This window comes from Enterobacter cloacae complex sp. SHL012 (assembly GCF_049237505.1).
GTDB classification, from domain to species: Bacteria; Pseudomonadota; Gammaproteobacteria; order Enterobacterales; family Enterobacteriaceae; genus Enterobacter; species Enterobacter kobei.
Window position 1 is genome coordinate 230824 of sequence record NZ_JBMKIZ010000004.1, and the last position, 18644, is coordinate 249467.

At 55.1% G+C, this 18644-nt stretch carries 17 protein-coding genes; 9 read left to right on the forward strand and 8 right to left on the reverse strand.

The genetic code is table 11. The annotated features are described in order from the left end of the window. Window positions 1-6: 6 nt before the first annotated feature. The gene (locus ACOTY9_RS15560; protein WP_045134342.1) at window positions 7-906 is read right to left on the reverse strand and encodes a LysR family transcriptional regulator; all 900 of its coding nucleotides are present in this window, start codon (window positions 904-906) and stop codon (window positions 7-9) included. Window positions 907-1015: 109 nt separating this feature from the next. Between ACOTY9_RS15560 and ACOTY9_RS15565 the strand changes: the two genes are divergently transcribed. Next, window positions 1016-2017: a zinc-binding alcohol dehydrogenase family protein gene (locus tag ACOTY9_RS15565; RefSeq protein WP_045134343.1), complete on the forward strand. Its 1002-nt coding sequence runs from the start codon at window positions 1016-1018 to the stop codon at window positions 2015-2017. A gap of 42 nt (window positions 2018-2059) precedes the next feature. Here the strand turns inward: ACOTY9_RS15565 and nadR are convergent, their stop codons facing one another. From nadR to serB, 3 genes are all read right to left on the reverse strand, one after another. Further along, entirely contained in the window at window positions 2060-3292 is a 1233-nt protein-coding gene (gene nadR / locus ACOTY9_RS15570; protein ID WP_006810194.1) for a multifunctional transcriptional regulator/nicotinamide-nucleotide adenylyltransferase/ribosylnicotinamide kinase NadR, read from the reverse strand. Between the two features lie 35 nt (window positions 3293-3327). Next, on the reverse strand, window positions 3328-4713 hold the full coding sequence (gene radA / locus ACOTY9_RS15575) for a DNA repair protein RadA (protein ID WP_014882467.1): 1386 nt from the start codon (window positions 4711-4713) through the stop codon (window positions 3328-3330). A gap of 74 nt (window positions 4714-4787) precedes the next feature. Beyond that, complete coding sequence (serB, locus tag ACOTY9_RS15580) at window positions 4788-5756, reverse strand: phosphoserine phosphatase (RefSeq protein ID WP_008502066.1); 969 nt, start codon at window positions 5754-5756, stop codon at window positions 4788-4790. 117 nt (window positions 5757-5873) lie between these two features. On the opposite strand from serB, the gene ACOTY9_RS15585 reads away from it, so the two are divergent. The 8 genes from ACOTY9_RS15585 (at window position 5874) to ACOTY9_RS15620 (ending at window position 14053) form a co-directional block, all read left to right on the forward strand. Then, entirely contained in the window at window positions 5874-6518 is a 645-nt protein-coding gene (locus ACOTY9_RS15585; RefSeq protein WP_014882466.1) for a YtjB family periplasmic protein, read from the forward strand. A 39-nt stretch (window positions 6519-6557) separates the two neighbouring features. Further along, window positions 6558-7574 (forward strand): lipoate--protein ligase LplA, encoded by a 1017-nt coding sequence (lplA, locus tag ACOTY9_RS15590; protein ID WP_032637539.1) that lies wholly within the window; start codon window positions 6558-6560, stop codon window positions 7572-7574. 234 nt (window positions 7575-7808) lie between these two features. Beyond that, window positions 7809-8519, forward strand: a complete 711-nt coding sequence (locus ACOTY9_RS15595; RefSeq protein ID WP_014882464.1) for a DUF1120 domain-containing protein — start codon at window positions 7809-7811, stop codon at window positions 8517-8519. 239 nt (window positions 8520-8758) lie between these two features. Beyond that, window positions 8759-9475 (forward strand): DUF1120 domain-containing protein, encoded by a 717-nt coding sequence (locus ACOTY9_RS15600; protein ID WP_014882463.1) that lies wholly within the window; start codon window positions 8759-8761, stop codon window positions 9473-9475. Window positions 9476-9544: 69 nt separating this feature from the next. Continuing rightward, window positions 9545-10246: a fimbria/pilus chaperone family protein gene (locus tag ACOTY9_RS15605; RefSeq protein WP_023332040.1), complete on the forward strand. Its 702-nt coding sequence runs from the start codon at window positions 9545-9547 to the stop codon at window positions 10244-10246. Between the two features lie 45 nt (window positions 10247-10291). Continuing rightward, complete coding sequence (locus ACOTY9_RS15610) at window positions 10292-12682, forward strand: fimbrial biogenesis usher protein (RefSeq protein WP_232952325.1); 2391 nt, start codon at window positions 10292-10294, stop codon at window positions 12680-12682. After that, window positions 12679-13236 carry a hypothetical protein gene (locus ACOTY9_RS15615; protein WP_179120508.1) on the forward strand — a complete coding sequence of 186 codons (558 nt, stop codon included), beginning with the start codon at window positions 12679-12681 and terminating at the stop codon, window positions 13234-13236. Before ACOTY9_RS15610 ends, ACOTY9_RS15615 begins: the two co-directional genes overlap by 4 nt. Before the next feature lie 112 nt (window positions 13237-13348). Further along, the gene (locus tag ACOTY9_RS15620; RefSeq protein ID WP_023332037.1) at window positions 13349-14053 is read left to right on the forward strand and encodes a DUF1120 domain-containing protein; all 705 of its coding nucleotides are present in this window, start codon (window positions 13349-13351) and stop codon (window positions 14051-14053) included. 42 nt (window positions 14054-14095) lie between these two features. Here the strand turns inward: ACOTY9_RS15620 and deoD are convergent, their stop codons facing one another. The 4 genes from deoD to deoC form a co-directional block, all read right to left on the reverse strand. Then, a complete protein-coding gene (deoD, locus tag ACOTY9_RS15625) occupies window positions 14096-14815 on the reverse strand; it encodes a purine-nucleoside phosphorylase (protein WP_348565789.1) in 720 nt (239 codons plus the stop codon). A 103-nt stretch (window positions 14816-14918) separates the two neighbouring features. After that, window positions 14919-16142 carry a phosphopentomutase gene (gene deoB, locus ACOTY9_RS15630; RefSeq protein ID WP_014882457.1) on the reverse strand — a complete coding sequence of 408 codons (1224 nt, stop codon included), beginning with the start codon at window positions 16140-16142 and terminating at the stop codon, window positions 14919-14921. 53 nt (window positions 16143-16195) lie between these two features. Then, window positions 16196-17518: a thymidine phosphorylase gene (gene deoA / locus ACOTY9_RS15635; protein WP_023332036.1), complete on the reverse strand. Its 1323-nt coding sequence runs from the start codon at window positions 17516-17518 to the stop codon at window positions 16196-16198. 109 nt (window positions 17519-17627) lie between these two features. Beyond that, window positions 17628-18407, reverse strand: a complete 780-nt coding sequence (deoC, locus tag ACOTY9_RS15640; protein WP_348565790.1) for a deoxyribose-phosphate aldolase — start codon at window positions 18405-18407, stop codon at window positions 17628-17630. Window positions 18408-18644: the final 237 nt, after the last annotated feature.

Sequence of the window (18644 nt, forward strand, 5' to 3'; positions counted from 1 at the left end):
GCTTTTTTATTTGTCCACGTAATACCGCTTCACCTCGTCAAACTGTATCGCAAAGTCGATATAGCTCATCAGTGCAGGCGAGTTCAGCTTGCGGCTCGGATAAGCCAGCCACAAATCATTCCCCTCGACGTTCCACTCCGGCAGCACCTTTACCAGCGCCCCTGTCTCAATCTTATCTTCCAGAAGAAAGGCGGGTAACAGCGTGACCCCGGCGCCAGCAATCGCACATTCACGGGCGTACACCAGGTTATCCGTCATGTGGGCGTTATCCGGCAGGTAGCGGTAATCCTCACTCTCGCTTCGCAGCAGCCACTCAGACCAGGCTTTGTGGGTAATGCAGCGGTGCTCCACCAGCTGGCGGGGATGGATTAACGGCTCCCGACGCACCAGATAGTCGGGTGAAGCCAGCATATAGCGCGGACAATGTCCGATCATCCGGCCAATCAGGGAGGAGTCCTGCGGCTTACCGGTACGCAGCGCCACGTCAAAGCCGGACTCGACCAGATCCACCACATCATCAGAGATCGACACGTCCAGCGACACGTCAGGATAGCGAAGCTGGAATTCGGCATTCATATGCGCCAGCAGCGTCGCACCAATCCCCGCCGGGCAGGTGATGCGCAGCCGCCCGCTCGGGTTTTCGCGTAGCCGCTGAATGGCATACTCCGCCCGCTCGCTGGCCGCCAGCATTTCGCGACAGTGCACCAGATAATGCTCGCCTGCAAAAGTCAGGCTGATTCTGCGCGTCGTGCGGTTGAGCAGGCGTATTCCTACCTGCTGCTCCAGCTGGCTTATTCGCTGGCTGACGCTGGATTTTGGCAGTTCAGCCTTCTGTGCCGCAGCAGTAAAGCTACCCATCTCCGCCACCAGCGCAAACAGCGCCATATCCTGAAGCTGTTTAAACATGATTGTTCATCCTGTGAGAACACTTCGTTCTTGATTGTCCATCTTATCATGCAGCTGACCACTTAATAGACTAGCCTCAATAAAACGCATGCCATTGAGGAGTCCATCCATGTCAGTTAAAGCCATTGCCGTTAATCCTGCGAATCCCGGCACGTTCATTGAAATCGCCCCGCCGATGCCGCAGCCCGGCGAGAACGATCTGCTTGTCGAAGTGAAAGCCGTGTCTGTTAACCCGGTCGACACCAAGGTGCATGCAGGCATTGTCAAAAACGGGCTGAACGAGCCGCGCATTCTCGGGTGGGATGCCAGCGGTATCGTAACAGCCGTGGGCGCGGCCGTTACGGGATTTAAACCCGGTGACGAAGTGTGGTACGCGGGGGATATCACTCGTCCGGGCAGCAATACCACCCATCAGCTGATCGATGCGCGTATTGTCGGGCACAAACCTGCCAGCCTTGGCTGGGCGGCAGCAGCCGCATTGCCGTTGACCGCGCTGACCGCCTGGGAAGGGTTGTTCGAACGGCTGAACATTCAGGATGCGGACGCGGATAAAACGCTGTTGATTATTGGCGGCGCGGGCGGCGTGGGCTCGCTGGCGATCCCGTTTGCAAAGCACAACAGCAAGGTGAACATCATCGCGACAGCATCAAGAGAAGATTCCGCCCGGTGGTGCCGCGAGCGCGGTGCGGATCGGGTCGTGAACTACCGCGACCTGAAAGGTGAGCTGGCAAAACAGGGTATCACTTATGTGGATTACATTTTCATCCTCAATGACACCGACGGCCACTGGGATGCCGTCAGCGAACTGATCGCACCGCAGGGGCACATCTGCTCCATCGTTGAGAACGCGCATCCGCTGAACCAGGATAAGCTGAAATCGAAATCCGCCGCCCTGCACTGGGAGTTTATGTACACCCGCAGCATGTACCAGACCGCTGATATGGCGCGTCAGGGCGAGATCTTAAACGAGGTTGCAAAGCTGGTGGACAACGGCGTGGTGGAAAGCTCGCTCAGCGAAACGCTTCACGGATTGAGCGTGGAAAGCATTACCGAGGCGCACCGCAAAGTGCTGGAGGGACATATGCGGGGGAAAGTGGTGGTTGCGTTCTGAGGGAGCTGATGCCCTCTCCCACAGGGAGAGGGTGGTTAAAGCTTACCCCTGCTCCCCCATCATCTCCTTCACCAGCTCGACGCAGCGCAGGAAACGGGAGTCGTAGTCCGACTCTTCAACATGCACAAACTCAACGTTGTTTTCGTTGAGCATCTCCACCAGCATGGACTGGAACTCGCGCCTGTCTACGGAGCTGCCGAGACTGCGCATGCCATCAGCGACCCATGGCGTGTTGTTTTCCAGCAGGATCACCAGGTCAAAGCGGTATTCGTCAATCAGCGCCTGCACGAACGGGTGCTCGCGCCCTTCGTACTTTTTACAGAACGCCTGCGTGGTGACGAAATCGGTATCAATAAACGCCACTTTGTTGGCATATTTGACCGCAAAATCAATGTACTGGGCGTGTCCGAGCGCGATTTTATCGTAGTCGGAATACTGTAGCGCCATCTCGTCACCGCCGAGGTGCGAGAAAACGTAATCGCGGCCATATTCCCACGCACTGGTCGTGTTGAAGATATTCGCCAGCTTATTAACGAGAGTGGATTTTCCGCTCGACTCACCGCCCAGGATCGCAACGGTACGTACAAAGAAGGGCTTTACCTCGGTCGGGATATAATCCCAGTAGCGGAACGGGTTTTCGCGGATCTGCGCCCCGCTGATGTTCATGAAGGTCCGTTTCGGATCGATCAGCACCGTCTCGATGCCCAGATGCTCGCGGAACTGCGGCGCGTCGGACTCTTCAGAGGTGTAGATCCAGTTAGGCGCAATGCCCTTCTCTTCCATAAACGCTTTGATGCCGTTGCTCCACACGTCCCAGCCGTGCGGATAGGGCTCCATGCCCTCTTCGTTAAAAGCATGAATGCGAATGTTTTTCTGGTACTTAAAGGTCTGGAGCAGCCAGCGCAGGCGGTCAGGCACCGTCGGCTGCTGCGACATGGCGCTGTCCTCGAACAGCTGGCGGTCACGGGTTTCATCGTACCCCATAATGATGTGCAGCTCGTCCACCTGGCTACAGGCGCGCTGAATCAGGTAGATGTGACCAGTATGCAGCGGGTAAAACTTGCCAAACACCACGCCGATGTTCTTTTGCATACGGGGAAATTCAAGTCCCAGGAAACGGTGCAGCGCTTCGAGCTTCTGCGCGCTGGGGCTTTTGATTTTGGCGTTCAGCAGCTGGCTTAAATAGCCTTTGGTCATACCGCTGGCGTCCGCCACCTGCTGCAACGTGCAGCCTTTCTGGCGGATTGCGGTTTTGATGTAGTCAAATGATGACATAAATTACGGTGCCTCCTGCAAAATCGAATACGTAATTATAAGTCGTCAAAGACATTTAACGCATCTGCGAGTTTCTTAACGCCAAAAACCTGCATCCCTTCGGGGATTTTTTTCGGCACGTTAGCCGCGGGCACAATCGCGCGGCGGAAGCCGTGTTTTGCCGCTTCGGAGATACGCTCCTGGCCGCTCGGCACCGGTCGGATCTCTCCTGCCAGGCCAACCTCGCCAAACACCACCAGATCCTGCGGCAGCGGCCTGTCGCGCAGGCTGGAGACCATCGCCAGCAGCAACGCCAGGTCCGCGCTGGTTTCCGAGACCTTCACCCCGCCCACCACGTTCACGAAGACGTCCTGATCCGCCATCTGCAGACCACCGTGACGGTGCAGCACCGCCAGCAGGATCGCCAGACGGTTCTGTTCCAGACCCACCGCCACGCGACGCGGGTTGCCCATCATCGAGTGATCCACCAGCGCCTGGATTTCAACCAGCAGCGGGCGCGTTCCTTCCCACAGCACCATGACCGAACTGCCGGAGGTGACTTCGTCGCCACGGCTCAGGAAGATGGCCGACGGGTTGCTGACCTCACGCAGCCCCTGCTCCGTCATGGCAAAAACACCTAATTCATTCACCGCGCCGAAACGGTTTTTATGGCTGCGCAGGGTGCGGAAGCGGGAATCCGCGTCGCCGTCGAGCATCACCGAGCAGTCGATACAGTGTTCGAGCACTTTTGGCCCGGCCAGGGAACCGTCTTTCGTCACATGGCCGACCATCACAATCGCCACGCCGCGCGTTTTGGCGAAGCGTGTCAGGTAGGCCGCGGTTTCGCGCACCTGCGCCACGCTGCCCGGCGAGGACTGAATGTCCGCCATGTGCATCACCTGAATGGAGTCGATCACCATCAGCTTCGGCTGCTCTTCTTCGGCGATCATGCAGATCTGCTCAATGCTGGTTTCCGACAGCATATTCAGGTTGCCGGTTGGCAGGCCCAGGCGGTGCGCACGCATCGCCACCTGCTGGAGTGATTCTTCCCCCGTGACGTACAGGGTTTTCATCTGCTCGGCGAGCTTGCAAAGCGTTTGCAGCAGCAGGGTCGATTTACCCGCCCCGGGGTTACCGCCGATCAGAATCGCACTGCCCGGCACCACGCCGCCGCCGAGCACGCGGTCAAACTCTTTGAACCCGGTGGAGAAGCGCGGTAACGCTTCCAGGCTGATGTCTGAAAGCTTTTGCACCTTCGACACGCCTGCATTGCCCGCATAGCCGCTCAGGCGTTCATTGCGGGCCACACTCGGCGAAGCCGCCACACCACGCACTTCGGTGATGGTGTTCCAGGCATGACAGGCGCTGCATTGCCCCTGCCAGCGCGGATAATCCGCACCACATTCATTACAGACAAATGCGCGTTTTGGAGCTTTCGCCACGGTGTACCTCGTTATTTCTGTGCGGACTGCGTGCCGGGTAGCGCTTACGCTTACCCGGCCTACAAAGCAGACCGTTATTTCTGATTAAGGCTGCCAGAAAGGATGCAGAACACCCCCATCAGGTCAGCATGACGGATAGTCACTTCCGTCTTTTCGTTCACTTTTGGCTTGGCATGGTAGGCAATGCCAAGACCAGCAGCTTTGATCATCGGCAGGTCGTTCGCGCCGTCCCCGATGGCGACGGTCTGGACCACCGGGATTTCATATTTTTCGGCCAGACGGGTCAGGGTGTTAGCTTTGTACTGCGCATCCACGATGTCGCCAATCACCTGTCCGGTCAGCTTGCCGTCCATAATTTCCAGTTCGTTGGCCACCACGGTGGTCAAATGCAGTTTCTCGCGCAGATAATCCGCGAAGAAGGTGAAGCCACCGGAGGCAATCGCCACCTTCCAGCCAAGGGACTGCAGCTTCAGCACCAGTTGCGTCAGTCCTGGCATAAGCGGCAGCACATCACGCACCTGGCGCAGGATGTTAGCATCGGCCCCTTTCAGGGTCGCCACGCGCTGTCTCAGGCTGGCGGTGAAATCCAGCTCGCCGCGCATCGCACGTTCAGTGACTTCCGCCACCAGCTCACCGCTGCCTGCCAGTTTAGCAATCTCGTCAATACACTCGATCTGAATAGCGGTGGAGTCCATGTCCATGACCAGCAGACCCGGCGTTTTCAGGTGCGGAATTTTACCGAGCGGGGCAACGTCCAGCCCTGCGTCATGCGCCAGACGCGTGGCACGCTGCGTCAGAGAACCCGCCAGGCGGATAACCTGGTAATCTTCTACGCACCAGGCGGCGACGATGACCATTGCCGCACCCAGTTTGGTTTGATACTGGGTCAGGCGTTGCTTATCCAGGCCGCGTCCATACAGCAGCCAGCCGCTACGGCCAGCGTGGTAATCCAGAGGCATCACCTCATCGCCACTTAACGAGAGCGGCAATCCTGGCCATAAAGAGACATCCGTTGGCAGGTCACACCAGGTAATGTTCGGCATCAAAGCTCCTGTAATTTCGTTCGCGCCGGAAGGTTCCAGAGGGAAAATAACGCATGAGGCTACCCTGTAACCATCACTTCTGGCAACATTAAGCCCTAAATTTTCAGCAGGTGGAATATGGCTCGCGCAAAACTGAAATTCCGGCTTCATCGCGCCGTGATTGTCCTTTCCTGTCTCGCACTGTTAGTGGCATTGATGCAAGGGGCATCGTGGTTTAGCCAGAATCATCAGCGGCAGCGTAACCCGCAGTTTGAAGAGCTGGCCCGCACGCTGGCGCGTCAGGTGACCCTTAACGTCGCCCCCTATATGCGCACCGAGACGCCGGACGATAAACGCATTGGCCAGATCCTGCGTCAGCTTACGGAAAACAGCCGCATTCTCGATGCGGGCGTGTACGATGAAAAAGGCGACCTGATTGCCCGCGCCGGTGAGCACGTCGACGTGCGCGACAGGCTGGCGCTGGACGGCAAAAAAGCCGGAGGCTATTTCAACCAGCAGCTCGTCGAACCTGTTCAGGGAAAAAATGGCCCGCTGGGCTATCTGCGCCTGACGCTCGACACTCACACCCTGCCGACCGAAGCCAAACAGGTGGATAACACCACCAATATTCTGCGCCTGATGTTATTGCTCTCACTGGCGATTGGCGTGGTGCTGGCGCGCACGCTGCTGCAGGGTAAGCGCACCCGATGGCAACAGTCGCCGTTCCTGCTGACCGCCAGCAAGTCGGTTCCGGAAGACGAAGAGAGCGAGAAGAAAGAATAGTGATAAAGTAGGCGGAGGATATGGAAAAGGAACTCTGCCATGACGACGTTACGCCTGCTTATCTCTGACTCTTACGATCCCTGGTTTAATCTCGCGGTGGAAGAGTGCATCTTCCGCCAGATGCCCGCCACCCAGCGCGTACTGTTTCTCTGGCGCAATGCCGACACGGTGGTGATTGGCCGCGCGCAAAACCCGTGGAAAGAGTGCAACACCCGCCGCATGGAAGAGGACCACGTCCGCCTGGCGCGCCGCAGCAGCGGCGGTGGAGCCGTGTTTCACGATCTGGGCAACACTTGCTTTACCTTTATGGCAGGCAAGCCGGAATACGACAAAAGCATCTCTACGTCGATTGTGCTGAACGCGCTGAATGCGCTCGGCGTAACCGCAGAAGCGTCAGGCCGGAACGATCTGGTCGTCAAGACCCCCGAGGGCGACCGGAAGGTCTCCGGCTCAGCCTATCGCGAAACAATGGATCGCGGGTTCCACCACGGCACTCTGCTGCTGAATGCCGATCTCAGCCGGCTGGCTAACTACCTCAATCCTGACAAGAAAAAGTTACAGGCAAAGGGCATTACCTCCGTACGCGGCCGCGTGGCGAATCTGGTGGAGCTTCTGCCGGGTATTACTCACGAGCAGATTTGCGACGCGATCCGTGAGGCCTTCTTTGCGCACTACGGCGAGCGTGTGGAGGCGGAAGTGATTTCGCCTGATAAAACGCCTGACCTGCCCAACTTCGCTGAAACCTTTGCCCGCCAGAGCAGTTGGGAGTGGAACTTCGGCCAGGCACCGGCGTTTTCACATCTGCTGGATGAACGTTTTACCTGGGGCGGCGTGGAGCTGCACTTTGACGTGGAGAAAGGTCATATTACCCGCACACAAATTTTTACGGATAGTCTTAACCCGGCACCGCTGGAAGCGTTGGCGTCACGCCTGCAGGGCTGTGTATACCGTCCCGATATGCTGCAACATGTGTGCGACGGGTTGCTTGAACATTATCCGGAACAAGAGCGGGAACTTCGGGAATTGTCGGCGTGGATCGCTCAGGCGATAAAATAATTCTCGCCCCCGGTTAAGAAGAGAAAATAGCTTCCTCCGTTCTTATCCTGCCGGAATGTGTAAATACAACCGTGAATGTATTTACACATTTTAATAAAACTCAATTCAGAGATTAGAAATACTCATTACAGAAATAACAATAACCATTAATAGAATCCCTGCGCTTGCATTTCAGCAAGTTAATGACTTCACGGAAATTTATACATTTATTTTATTAATGGTTAAGGAATAACAATGAAAAAGCTTCTTCTCGCAACGCTGATTGCGATGACCTCTTCGGCTGCATTCGCCGAAGGCAGCATCGTCATGAAGGTTCAGGGCAAGATGAACCATGCATCCTGTACGCCGGAACTCAGTAACGGCGGATCGATTGATTTTGGTACAATCGCGCTGGACCAGCTTTCTCCAACCCAGACCAACCAGATGGGTCATAAAGATATGTCTCTGACGATCAATTGCCCGTCAGCGACTAAAGTGGCATGGAGTATTGCTGATAACAAAGAAGATTCCAATGCGGCGACCTACCTGAACTCCAGCGAGTTTTACATTCGTGACGCCACAGACAATGGTGGTGACGTTTACGGTTCAGGTACCACCTACGGCGTAGGTACCACCGCTGCTGGCGATAAAATTGGCGCCTATGCAATCAGTACCCGTATCAATGAGATCACCGCTAACGGCGTGCCTGCTCAGGCGATCTTTGCGCCAAACTTCCTCAACAGCAAAGGCGAATATATGTGGCGTAACCTGGCCACCGGTGTGATTGCCAACGGTAACGCCGAGATCATGACCGCTACCAGACCAGGTTATACCGCACCGCTGGCCATCACCAGCGTTGTCTACCCGTTCAAAGTCTCTCTGGCCATTGTTAACACTGACCGTCTGACCACCACAGACGAAGCGCAGCTGAGCGGCGAAACCACCATCACTCTGGTTTATCTCTAACAGATAAAAACGCGTGACTCAACGGCGGATATTTCCGCCGTTTCTGCATAAAACATACGTTCAGAAATGTTTAATCGACATTATAAAATCTCAATACTGTCGTAAGAAAATCTAACTATTTAATGCGTTGATTCGTTAATAGAATCGGCCGCGACTCTTATGCCAGAAATTATCTTTTGGCAAGATTCATTTAAATTAAAAATATCCGAATTATCTCTTTCTATGGTTAAGGAATAACAATGAAAAAGTGCCTTCTCGCCACCGTTATGATGATGGCGGCGACAGCAGTTTATGCCGAACCTACTGCAATGTTAAAAGTTCACGGTACGCTGACCAGCGCAGGCTGCGTTCCTGAAATTAGCAACGGCGGCGTGGCCGATTTTGGCGAAGTGGGTCTGGACTCACTCTCCTCCGGTGTGGCTTATCAGGCTGGGCATAAAGATGTCACTCTGACCATCACATGTCAGTCTGCGACCCGCGTCGGCTGGACAATCAAAGATGACCGCAAAGACTCAAACGCGGGCGCACATAAAACGTCAAGCGAGTTCCATGTGGATAACGCTACCGCAAGCGGCGCACAGGCATACGGCGATTACCAGCTCAACGGTGTCGGAAAAACCAGCGCTGGCGAAAGTATCGGTGCCTATTCAGTTTCAACTTACATGAACGCGGTCACTGCTGACGGTGCAACCGTTCAGCCTATCGCCGCAGCGATGTATACCGGCGGTACCATCAGCAGCAGAAGCTGGATCAACCTGTGGGCCACCGGCATCCTCACTAACGATGGTACCGACGTCATGACCGTTGCCAAAACCGGCGAACGCGCTCCGCTGGCCTTCACGACGGCGGCCTTCCCTCTGAAGATCGCGCTGGCGATTGCGCCAAGCAAAAATCTGACCCTGACTGACAGGACCGACCTGGACGGTCAGTCCACAATCACGCTGGTTTATCTGTAACCCGCATTCACGACGCCAAACTCCCCGCTCAGGCGGGGAGTTTTAACCCATTGTTCAATATCAATATTCATGGAAAGAATTGTGAAAATTTCTCCTTTGGTCTGCGCTCTTTTTCTCACCCTTCCAGCGACAGTCTATGCTGCAGGCATGGTGCCAGAAACCACACTGCTGATGATTGATGAAGCCAACCACGGCGGTGTCATGAGTGTGAAAAACACGGACTCCATCCCCACCCTGCTTTATACCTCCATTAACGACATCGAGGGGGAGAATGGGGTCAAGCTCAACGTCACTCAGCCGGTTGTACGCCTTGAGCCAGGCCAGGAACAGCAGGTGCGCTTTATTCTTGAAACCAAAGAACCGCTGACCGTTGAACATTATAAACGCGTGATTTTTGAAGGCATTCCGCCTAAAACCAAAGATAAAAACGTTAAAGTCGGTATCAATCTTCGTCAGGATTTACCGGTGTTGATCCATCCTAAAAATCTTCCTGTTGTCACGGATGCATGGAAATTACTGACCTGGTCCGTACAAGAGAAAGAGGTTCAGGTCCGTAATACCTCGCCGTACGTTGTACGTTTTTCCACATCAGTGACGCTACTGCCTTCCCACACCGAGGGAGTGGTTAATAAAACCTTTATCCTGCCGGGTGAGACCATGAAGGTGCAGACAAATACCCCGATCGGTAGCGGCGATAATGCCGTCGAGTTCAACCCTGCCAGTCGCTACGGGATTGAAGTGGACAAGTACACTGCCGCGCTTACACGCTGATATCACAGGGAATTTTTAGTGATACCGCGCGCTTTGCAAAACACGATGCGTCGAACAGCAGTGGCGGTCGCTTTTCTGCCGTCGTCGGCGCTGTATGCATCCGATCTGGATTTCAATACCGATATACTGGCCTCGCGGGGAATCAGTACTAATCTCGCCCATTACTTCTCTGATGCACAACGCTACCTGCCCGGCCAGCATGCCGTGCAGGTCAAAATTAACGGCGTTGAGAAGGGGAGCCTGGCCATTCGGGTTGGAGAAGAGGGGCAGCTTTGCATTGATGATGACTTCACCCGTGCAGCTGGCCTACTGCCATTGAATATCGGCGAAAAAGAGAAATGTCATAACCTGCTGAAAGATTACCCTTCCGCGACGGTAACGCTTCTACCGAATACCGAATCACTGGAGATTTTCGTTCCCGCAGAGGCAATGGACACTGGATTTTATGCCGCGAAATATTACTCGCACGGCGGTGTTGCGGGCTTAATCAACTATAGCGCCTTCAGTAACATTAACGAGTACGGCTCGGGCGGGAGCAGCCGTTATGCCCAGGGAAATTTGGGGGCAGGCATTAACCTTGCGAACTGGACGCTGCGCAGCAATTTCATTTTGACGGATGACAACGGGACTCGCAGCACAGAGAACCTGTACACATACGCTGAACACGTTTTTGAAGAGCGGAAAATGCGGGCGCAGGTTGGGCAGATCAACGTCAATTCGGCCCTGTTTAGCGGCGCGCAAATCACCGGCGTGCAGCTGATGCCTGAAACCGGCCTTCAGCCTAATATCCAGGCCACTGAGGTGTCGGGAATTGCCCGGACGAATCAGGCCCGCGTAGAGGTTCGCCAGTCGGGACAGCTGATCTACTCTTCCCTGGTCAACGCAGGCCCTTTCTCCCTGACGGACGTGCCCCTGGTGCGCGGAAATGTCGATCTTGACGTCAGCGTGGTGGAAACGGACGGTTCGACAACCCAATTTACCGTTCCCTCTTCCGCCCTCAATATACAGGGAAGTAACCGTGCCGAAGGGTTAAACCTCTCTCTCGGACGGGTTCGCGACAGCGGGGATGAGTCAAGTACGCCCTGGGTATTTACGCTCTCTGACGGAACGATGCTGAACACGCGCATGTCCGCCGTAGCCGCCGGCGTACTGGCAGAAAAATATCAGGCTACCGGTGCCAAACTCGACGTTTCCATCAACGAAAACTGGGCGATCTCACCGAGCTTTTTACTGAGCCAGTCCCACTTTTACGATCGACTGAAAGGCAGCAAGGCTGAACTTAGCAGCAATATCTTACTGCCCGCCCAGCTGACGATGGGGGTAAGCGCGTCCCAGTTCAGTGGCGGCTTCCGCGAACTCACGGAAGCCATGGATGAAGAGGCGCAGACCTACGAAAATAACTGGAACGCCAGCCTCACCTGGAACAATGAGTACATTGGCGCGATCTCAATGCAATACAGCGTGAATTCCGGTGATGAAAACAGCGGTGATTCACGCTATCTGATGGCTTCCTGGAGTAAAAGTCTCGGGCGTACCTCGCTGTCCGTAAACTGGCAGCATGCCATGAGCAATAGTGATACCCAGAACCAGAGCAGCACCAGCCGCGATGACGATCTCTTTTATGTCAGCCTGATCGTTCCTTTTGGCGAGGATCGCGTCAGTACCTACATGCGCGCTCAGGGGGAAAAACAAAATTATGGCGTTCAGGAAAGCGGCTCTATCGGTCAAAACCTTAACTACAACGTCTCTGCAGACCGCGATAATCAGGATAAGAGTAACGCCTTTAACGGCAATATCACCACCAATCTTCACTATACGCAGCTCGGTTTATCCGCTGGCCTGAATGACGGCAATCAGCATAACTACAGCGCATCCTTAAACGGTGGCGTAGCGCTGCATCGTCATGGCATGACGTTTTCGCCCTATCCGGTAAAAGAGACATTCGGCATCGCCCGGTTAAGCGAACCGGAAAGCGGTATTGAAATCACCACCCCCGATGGAACCGTCTGGACAGATCGCTGGGGACAGGCCGTGGTTCCCGGACTTCGGGAATGGCAAAAATCGCAAATAGTGATTAATGCCAGCTCGTTACCTCAGGGAATGGATTTATCAAACGGTATTCAGACCGTCTCCGCCGCGTATGGCTCTTTTGCGCTGATCGATTTCAACGTGCTGAATACGCGTCGCGTCATGCTGGACGTCAAGCGAGTCAACGGGTCATGGCTGGAAAAAGGGCTGAGCGTGGTGGATCAGGACGGTAACTATATTGTCAGCGTAATGGATAACGGCAGCGTATTTATTCCCGATGCGTCGGATACGCCTGCGCTTTATGTGGTGGACGACAATTTAACCAAACTCTGCCAGATCGCTTACACCCTGAAAGACGAAAAAGATAAAGACGCCTATTACGAAAAAGCAGAAGGAGTTTGCCAGTGAAAATAGTTAACGCAGTGCTCATCGGTGCAGCATCACTTTTTTCGTCTTATGTCGTGGCCGAAGCGTGTCAAATTACGCTGTCGCAACCGAACGTCTCCTTTGGCAGATTCAAACAGGATGACATTATCGCCTCGCGTAAAAACTGGAACCGCATGCCGGGCAAAGAGGTCACCGCCGCGGTTTTTTGCCCGCAGCCAAGGGTGATGGCGCTTTTTCTGCAATCCACGTCCGGCAGCAACGGGGGCGTTCTGTTTGGTCAGAAGAGCCGACTGGCGCTGGTTGCCAGCAATATTCTGGTCGATGGTCATCACTATAATCTGGTCAGAACCTCTGACCGGGTCTCGTTCACCTCTGCGGAAACCCCCAAGGAAAAAGTCTTTCTGAGGAATAATGACGGCATCCTTGCATATCAAAATGGCCTGCCGGTGCGTGGCAAACAAATGAGTGTGACGATAAAAATTATACCTGTCATTAATGACGATCAGCTGCGCGGCATTCCAGATAATACCGAGCTGGAAAGCGCACTCGCCTGGGAGCTATTAACGACAGAGTAACGCATTCACCGCCGAATAGATTATTCGGGTGAAGAGAAAAGAAGAAAAATAAAGGCAAAACACGTGGATTCGTCCATTTATTTTAACGATATATCTATGTTAAGGAATAACCATGAAAAAGAGTCTCCTTGCCGCTGCGCTGGCGCTGACAGCGACCTGTGCTCATGCGGGAGATACGGCAGTGCTGAAAGTGAAAGCCTCACTGACCAGCAACTCCTGTACGCCGGAACTCAGCAACGATGGCGTGATTGACTTCGGTACCGTTCAGGTTGGCGATCTCTCGCAAACCCAGACCACGCAGTTAGGTGAAAAGGGTCTGACGCTGACTATCACCTGCCCTACCCCTACCAAAGTGGGCTGGAGTATTGCCGACAACCGTACGGATTCGAACGCCAGCACCGGAACCGACTCAAACCTGAAGGTGCAGAACGCCACGTCAAACGGCGGCGAACTGCGCGGCAGCATGACGACCTTTGGCCTTGGCAAAACGCACGATGGCAAGAATATCGGTGCCTATTCCATCTATACCAGCACGGGTGAAGTGACGGCAAACGGGGCGACGGTTGAACCGATTCGTACGGCAGTCACTGCTGGTGTGGGCATGAGTCGCTGGCAAAAAGCCAATGGTGGCACTATCGCCAATAAGGATCTGGGCTTGATGAGCGTCGCCTCTGCGGGCAAAACGGCCCCGATGGCGGTGACCAGCGTCTCTTTCCCGCTGAACATTTCGCTGGCAGTGGAAAACCTGAAGAAACTGTCTCTGACAGAAGATACCGAGTTTGATGGTCAGGCCACCATCAGCGTGGTGTACCTGTAAGTCACAGAAACCGGGCGGCTTTCGCCGCCCGGCAGCACAACATTACTCTTTATCGCCCAGCAGAACGGATTCCAGCGCGATTTTGATCATGTCGTTGAAGGTGGTCTGACGTTCAGCAGCGGTCGTCTGCTCGTGGGTACGGATGTGGTCAGAGACGGTGCAGATGGTGAGTGCTTTCGCACCGAATTCTGCCGCTACGCCGTAGATACCCGCCGCTTCCATCTCCACGCCGAGGATGCCGTACTTCTCCATCACGTCGAACATTTCACCGTCCGGGGAGTAGAACAGATCGGCAGAGAAGAGGTTGCCTACGCGCGCATCAACGCCCAGCACTTTGGCCGCGTCCACCGCGTTACGCACCATGTCGAAGTCCGCAATCGCCGCGAAGTCATGATCCTTAAAGCGAATACGGTTCACTTTAGAATCTGTGCATGCGCCCATGCCGATAACCACATCACGCAGCTTAACATCCATGCGCACCGCACCGCAGGATCCCACGCGGATGATTTTCTTCACGCCGAAATCAGTGATCAGCTCTTTGGTGTAGATAGAGCAGGATGGGATACCCATACCGTGGCCCATCACAGAGATTTTGCGGCCTTTATAGGTACCGGTGAAACCCAGCATGCCGCGCACGTTGTTCACTTCACGCACGTCTTCGAGGAAAGTTTCTGCAATGTGCTTCGCACGCAGCGGGTCGCCCGGCATCAATACGACGTCAGCGAAATCACCCATTTCTGCGTTAATGTGAGGAGTTGCCATCTTCAGTTCCTTTTACATTGTTGTTTTTGCCGGGTGGCGGCTACGCCTTACCCGGCCTACAAAACCGTAGGCCCGGTAAGCGAAGCGCCACCGGGCAATGACCTCAGAACATAGCCTTGCCATATTCCATGTCGGACGTACCAAAGTACTTCGCGAGGGTCTGGCCGATGTCTGCGAAGGTTTCACGGTGTCCCAGTGAACCTGGTTTGACTTTCGGTCCGTACACCAGCACCGGAATGTGCTCACGGGTGTGGTCGGTACCGGTCCAGGTTGGGTCACAGCCGTGGTCGGCAGTCAGGATCAGAATGTCATCTTCACCCACCAGCTCCATCAGCTCTGGCAGACGGCGGTCGAACAGTTCCAGACCGGCAGCATAGCCCGCGACGTCACGACGGTGCCCCCAGGAAGAGTCGAAGTCCACGAAGTTGGTGAAGACAATGGTCTTATCGCCCGCTTCTTTCATCTCTTTGATGGTGGCATCGAACAGCGCATCCAGACCGGTGGCTTTCACTTTTTTGGTGATGCCGCAGTTAGCGTAGATGTCTGCGATTTTACCCACGGACACCACGTGACCGTCTTTCTCGTCGACCAGTTTCTGCAGCACGGTAGGGGCCGGTGGCTCAACGGCCAGGTCGTGACGGTTACCGGTACGCTGGAAGTTACCTGCTTTATCGCCGATAAACGGACGGGCGATAACGCGACCAATGTTGTAGCCGCCTTCGGTCAGCTCTTCGCGGGCGATTTCACACAGCTCGTAGAGTTTATCCAGGCCAAACGTCTCTTCGTGGCAGGCAATCTGGAAAACGGAGTCAGCGGAGGTGTAGAAAATCGGCTTGCCGGTTTTCATGTGCTCTTCGCCAAGCTGGTCCAGAATCACGGTGCCGGAAGAGTGGCAGTTACCGAGGTAGCCCGGCAGGTTGGCACGCTTCACCAGCTTATCGAGCAGCTCCTGCGGGAAGCTGTTCTCGTGATCGGAGAAATAACCCCAGTCGAACAGGACCGGCACACCGGCGATTTCCCAGTGGCCAGACGGGGTATCTTTACCGGAAGAGAGCTCGTGAGCCCAGGCGTAGGCGCCCACCACTTCCGCGTTGCCGTCCATACCGGCTGCGATTTTACCGGTAGAACCTTCATGCGCTTTCACCAGACCGAGGCGGGTCAGGTTTGGCAGGGTCAGAGGGCCTTTACGACCGTTGTCCGCTTCGCCTTTCGCACAGGCTTCCGCGATGTGACCCATGGTATCGGAACCCACGTCACCAAAACGTTCTGCATCTTCGGTTGCGCCGATGCCGAATGAGTCCAGCACCATAATAAATGCACGTTTCATAATTGTTCTCCGTACGTAGTGCTTCATAAAAATTCGATCAGATCAGTATACCGCTATTCGGTGATACGGCGATAGACCGAAGGTGAGCTTTCTGGCGCTTTATCAGCAAGCGTAATGGCCGCTTTCACCGCCTTCGCCGCGTCCTGCCAGCTGGCTTCGTCTTTGGCGTGGATCACCGCCAGCGGACGTTGGCCATCAACGCTGTCGCCCAGACGGGCCATATCGGTAAAGCCGACGCTGTAATCAATGGTGTCTGACGCCTGACGACGACCGCCGCCCATCGAGACCACCGCCATACCCAGCGCACGGGTGTCCATTGCTGAGACAAAGCCCTCGCTGTCGGCATATACGGCTTTGCTGAGCGTCGCGGTTGGCAGGTATTTGGCGTAATTCTCAACGAAGTCGGTCGGTCCTTTTTGTGCGGCGACCATACGGCCAAAGATCTCTGCCGCTTTGCCGTTGTCCAGCACGGCCTGCAGTTTCGCGCGGGCTTCCGCCTCGTCTTTCGCCAGCTTGCCGGAGATCAGCATCTCTACACACAGCGCCATGGTCACGTCGAACAGGCGCGGGTTGCGGTATTCCCCCGTCAGGAACTGGACGGCTTCACGCACTTCGACCGCGTTACCGGCGCTGGAGGCCAGTACCTGGTTCATGTCAGTGAGCAGCGCGGTGGTGCGCACGCCTGCGCCGTTGGAGACGCCAACGATCGCTTCGGCGAGCTGGGCAGAAAGTTCATAGGTCGGCATAAAGGCACCGCTGCCCACCTTCACGTCCATCACCAGCGCGTCCAGCCCTTCTGCCAGCTTTTTCGCCAGAATAGAGGCGGTGATCAACGGAATGGAGTCAACGGTGGCGGTGATGTCGCGGGTCGCGTAGAAACGCTTGTCTGCCGGGGCAAGAGAGCTGGTCTGGCCGATAATTGCCACACCCACGTCTTTAATAATGTCGCGGAAGCGGTTGTCATCCGGGAAGATATCGAAGCCCGGAATGGCTTCCAGTTTGTCGAGCGTACCGCCGGTGTGGCCCAGACCCCGCCCGGAAATCATCGGGATGTAACCGCCACAGGCGGCCACCATAGGGCCCAGCATCAGGGAGGTCACGTCACCCACACCGCCGGTGGAGTGTTTGTCCACAATCGGGCCGTTAAGGTTAAGGCTTTTCCAGTCCAGAACGGTTCCTGAATCTCGCATCGCCATGGTCAGCGACACGCGCTCGGGCATCGACATATCGTGGAAGAAAATGGTCATCGCCAGAGCCGCAATCTGCCCTTCAGAGACGGTGTTATCACGAATGCCATTGATAAAGAAGCGGATCTCTTCGTCGCTTAATGCATGACCATCACGTTTTTTACGAATAATTTCTTGTGCGAGAAACACGGTAACCTCCATGCGGAATCGGGGGAATTGTGGCGGGTGGCGCTACGCTTACCCGCCCTACGACCCTGTAGGCCGGATAAGCAAAGCGTCATCCGGCATTGTCTGGCAATCAGTAGCTGCTTGCGCTCTTACCGTCGCCATGACCCAGCGCTTTCAGCAGGCTTGCCAGCAGGCTGGACGCACCGAAGCGGTAGTGACGGGAATCGGCCCAGTCGGCGCCGAACAGCTCGTCGGCAATCGCCAGAAACTGCTGCGCGTCTTCGGCAGTACGCACGCCGCCCGCAGGTTTGAAACCAACGGTTTTGGACACGCCCATATCGCGAATAACTTCCATCATGATGCGCGCGCTTTCCGGGGTCGCATTCACCGGTACTTTACCGGTAGAGGTTTTAATGAAATCCGCACCGGCTTTGATGGAGATTTCAGACGCTTTACGAATAAGCGCTTCTTCTTTCAGCTCGCCGGTTTCGATGATCACTTTCAGCAGCACGTTTGCCGCCGCGCACGCGTCTTTACAGGCTTTCACCAGGTCGAAGCCAACCTGCTCGTTACCGGCGATCAGCGCGCGGTACGGGAATACCACGTCAACTTCGTCTGCACCGTAAGCAATGGCCGCGCGGGTTTCTGCCAGCGCAATCTCGATATCGTCGTTGCCGTGCGGGAAGTTAGTTACGGTTGCAATGTGCACATCCGGCGTGCCCTGCTCTTTCAGCGTTTTGCGGGCAATCGGAATAAAGCGCGGGTAGATACAGATGGCTGCGGTGTTACCCACTGGCGTTTTCGCCTGATGGCACAGGGCGATGACTTTCTCATTGGTGTCGTCATCGTTCAGGGTAGTCAGGTCCATCAGTTTCAACGCGCGCAGGCTGCTTGCAGTTAAATCGGTCATAACATTCTCCAACGGCAGTGCCGTATCAATTTTACCTTGCGGGTCTGTGAGTATTTTAACATCCACCCGCATCCACACTTCGACATTCATCACAGTTAATGAAAACTGCGTACAAATTTGCATTACTGTAATGAGATCTTCTTCAAACTTTAGCGCACTTATTGCTGACTAAAGCCGCGATACCCCCTGTGGGATCAAAAGCCCCAACAGGCTGGCTTTCTACAATTTGTTCATCAT

What these genes read in the sequence shown, in the direction of transcription:
- ACOTY9_RS15560 (WP_045134342.1), bottom strand. Translation starts at nt 906, where the DNA reads ATGTTTAAACAGCTTCAGGATATGGCGCTGTTTGCGCTGGTGGCGGAG.
- ACOTY9_RS15565 (WP_045134343.1), top strand. Translation starts at nt 1,016, where the DNA reads ATGTCAGTTAAAGCCATTGCCGTTAATCCTGCGAATCCCGGCACGTTC.
- nadR (WP_006810194.1), bottom strand. Translation starts at nt 3,292, where the DNA reads ATGTCATCATTTGACTACATCAAAACCGCAATCCGCCAGAAAGGCTGC.
- serB (WP_008502066.1), bottom strand. Translation starts at nt 5,756, where the DNA reads ATGCCGAACATTACCTGGTGTGACCTGCCAACGGATGTCTCTTTATGG.
- ACOTY9_RS15585 (WP_014882466.1), top strand. Translation starts at nt 5,874, where the DNA reads ATGGCTCGCGCAAAACTGAAATTCCGGCTTCATCGCGCCGTGATTGTC.
- lplA (WP_032637539.1), top strand. Translation starts at nt 6,558, where the DNA reads ATGACGACGTTACGCCTGCTTATCTCTGACTCTTACGATCCCTGGTTT.
- ACOTY9_RS15595 (WP_014882464.1), top strand. Translation starts at nt 7,809, where the DNA reads ATGAAAAAGCTTCTTCTCGCAACGCTGATTGCGATGACCTCTTCGGCT.
- ACOTY9_RS15600 (WP_014882463.1), top strand. Translation starts at nt 8,759, where the DNA reads ATGAAAAAGTGCCTTCTCGCCACCGTTATGATGATGGCGGCGACAGCA.
- ACOTY9_RS15605 (WP_023332040.1), top strand. Translation starts at nt 9,545, where the DNA reads ATGGAAAGAATTGTGAAAATTTCTCCTTTGGTCTGCGCTCTTTTTCTC.
- ACOTY9_RS15610 (WP_232952325.1), top strand. Translation starts at nt 10,292, where the DNA reads ATGCGTCGAACAGCAGTGGCGGTCGCTTTTCTGCCGTCGTCGGCGCTG.
- ACOTY9_RS15620 (WP_023332037.1), top strand. Translation starts at nt 13,349, where the DNA reads ATGAAAAAGAGTCTCCTTGCCGCTGCGCTGGCGCTGACAGCGACCTGT.
- deoD (WP_348565789.1), bottom strand. Translation starts at nt 14,815, where the DNA reads ATGGCAACTCCTCACATTAACGCAGAAATGGGTGATTTCGCTGACGTC.
- deoB (WP_014882457.1), bottom strand. Translation starts at nt 16,142, where the DNA reads ATGAAACGTGCATTTATTATGGTGCTGGACTCATTCGGCATCGGCGCA.
- deoC (WP_348565790.1), bottom strand. Translation starts at nt 18,407, where the DNA reads ATGACCGATTTAACTGCAAGCAGCCTGCGCGCGTTGAAACTGATGGAC.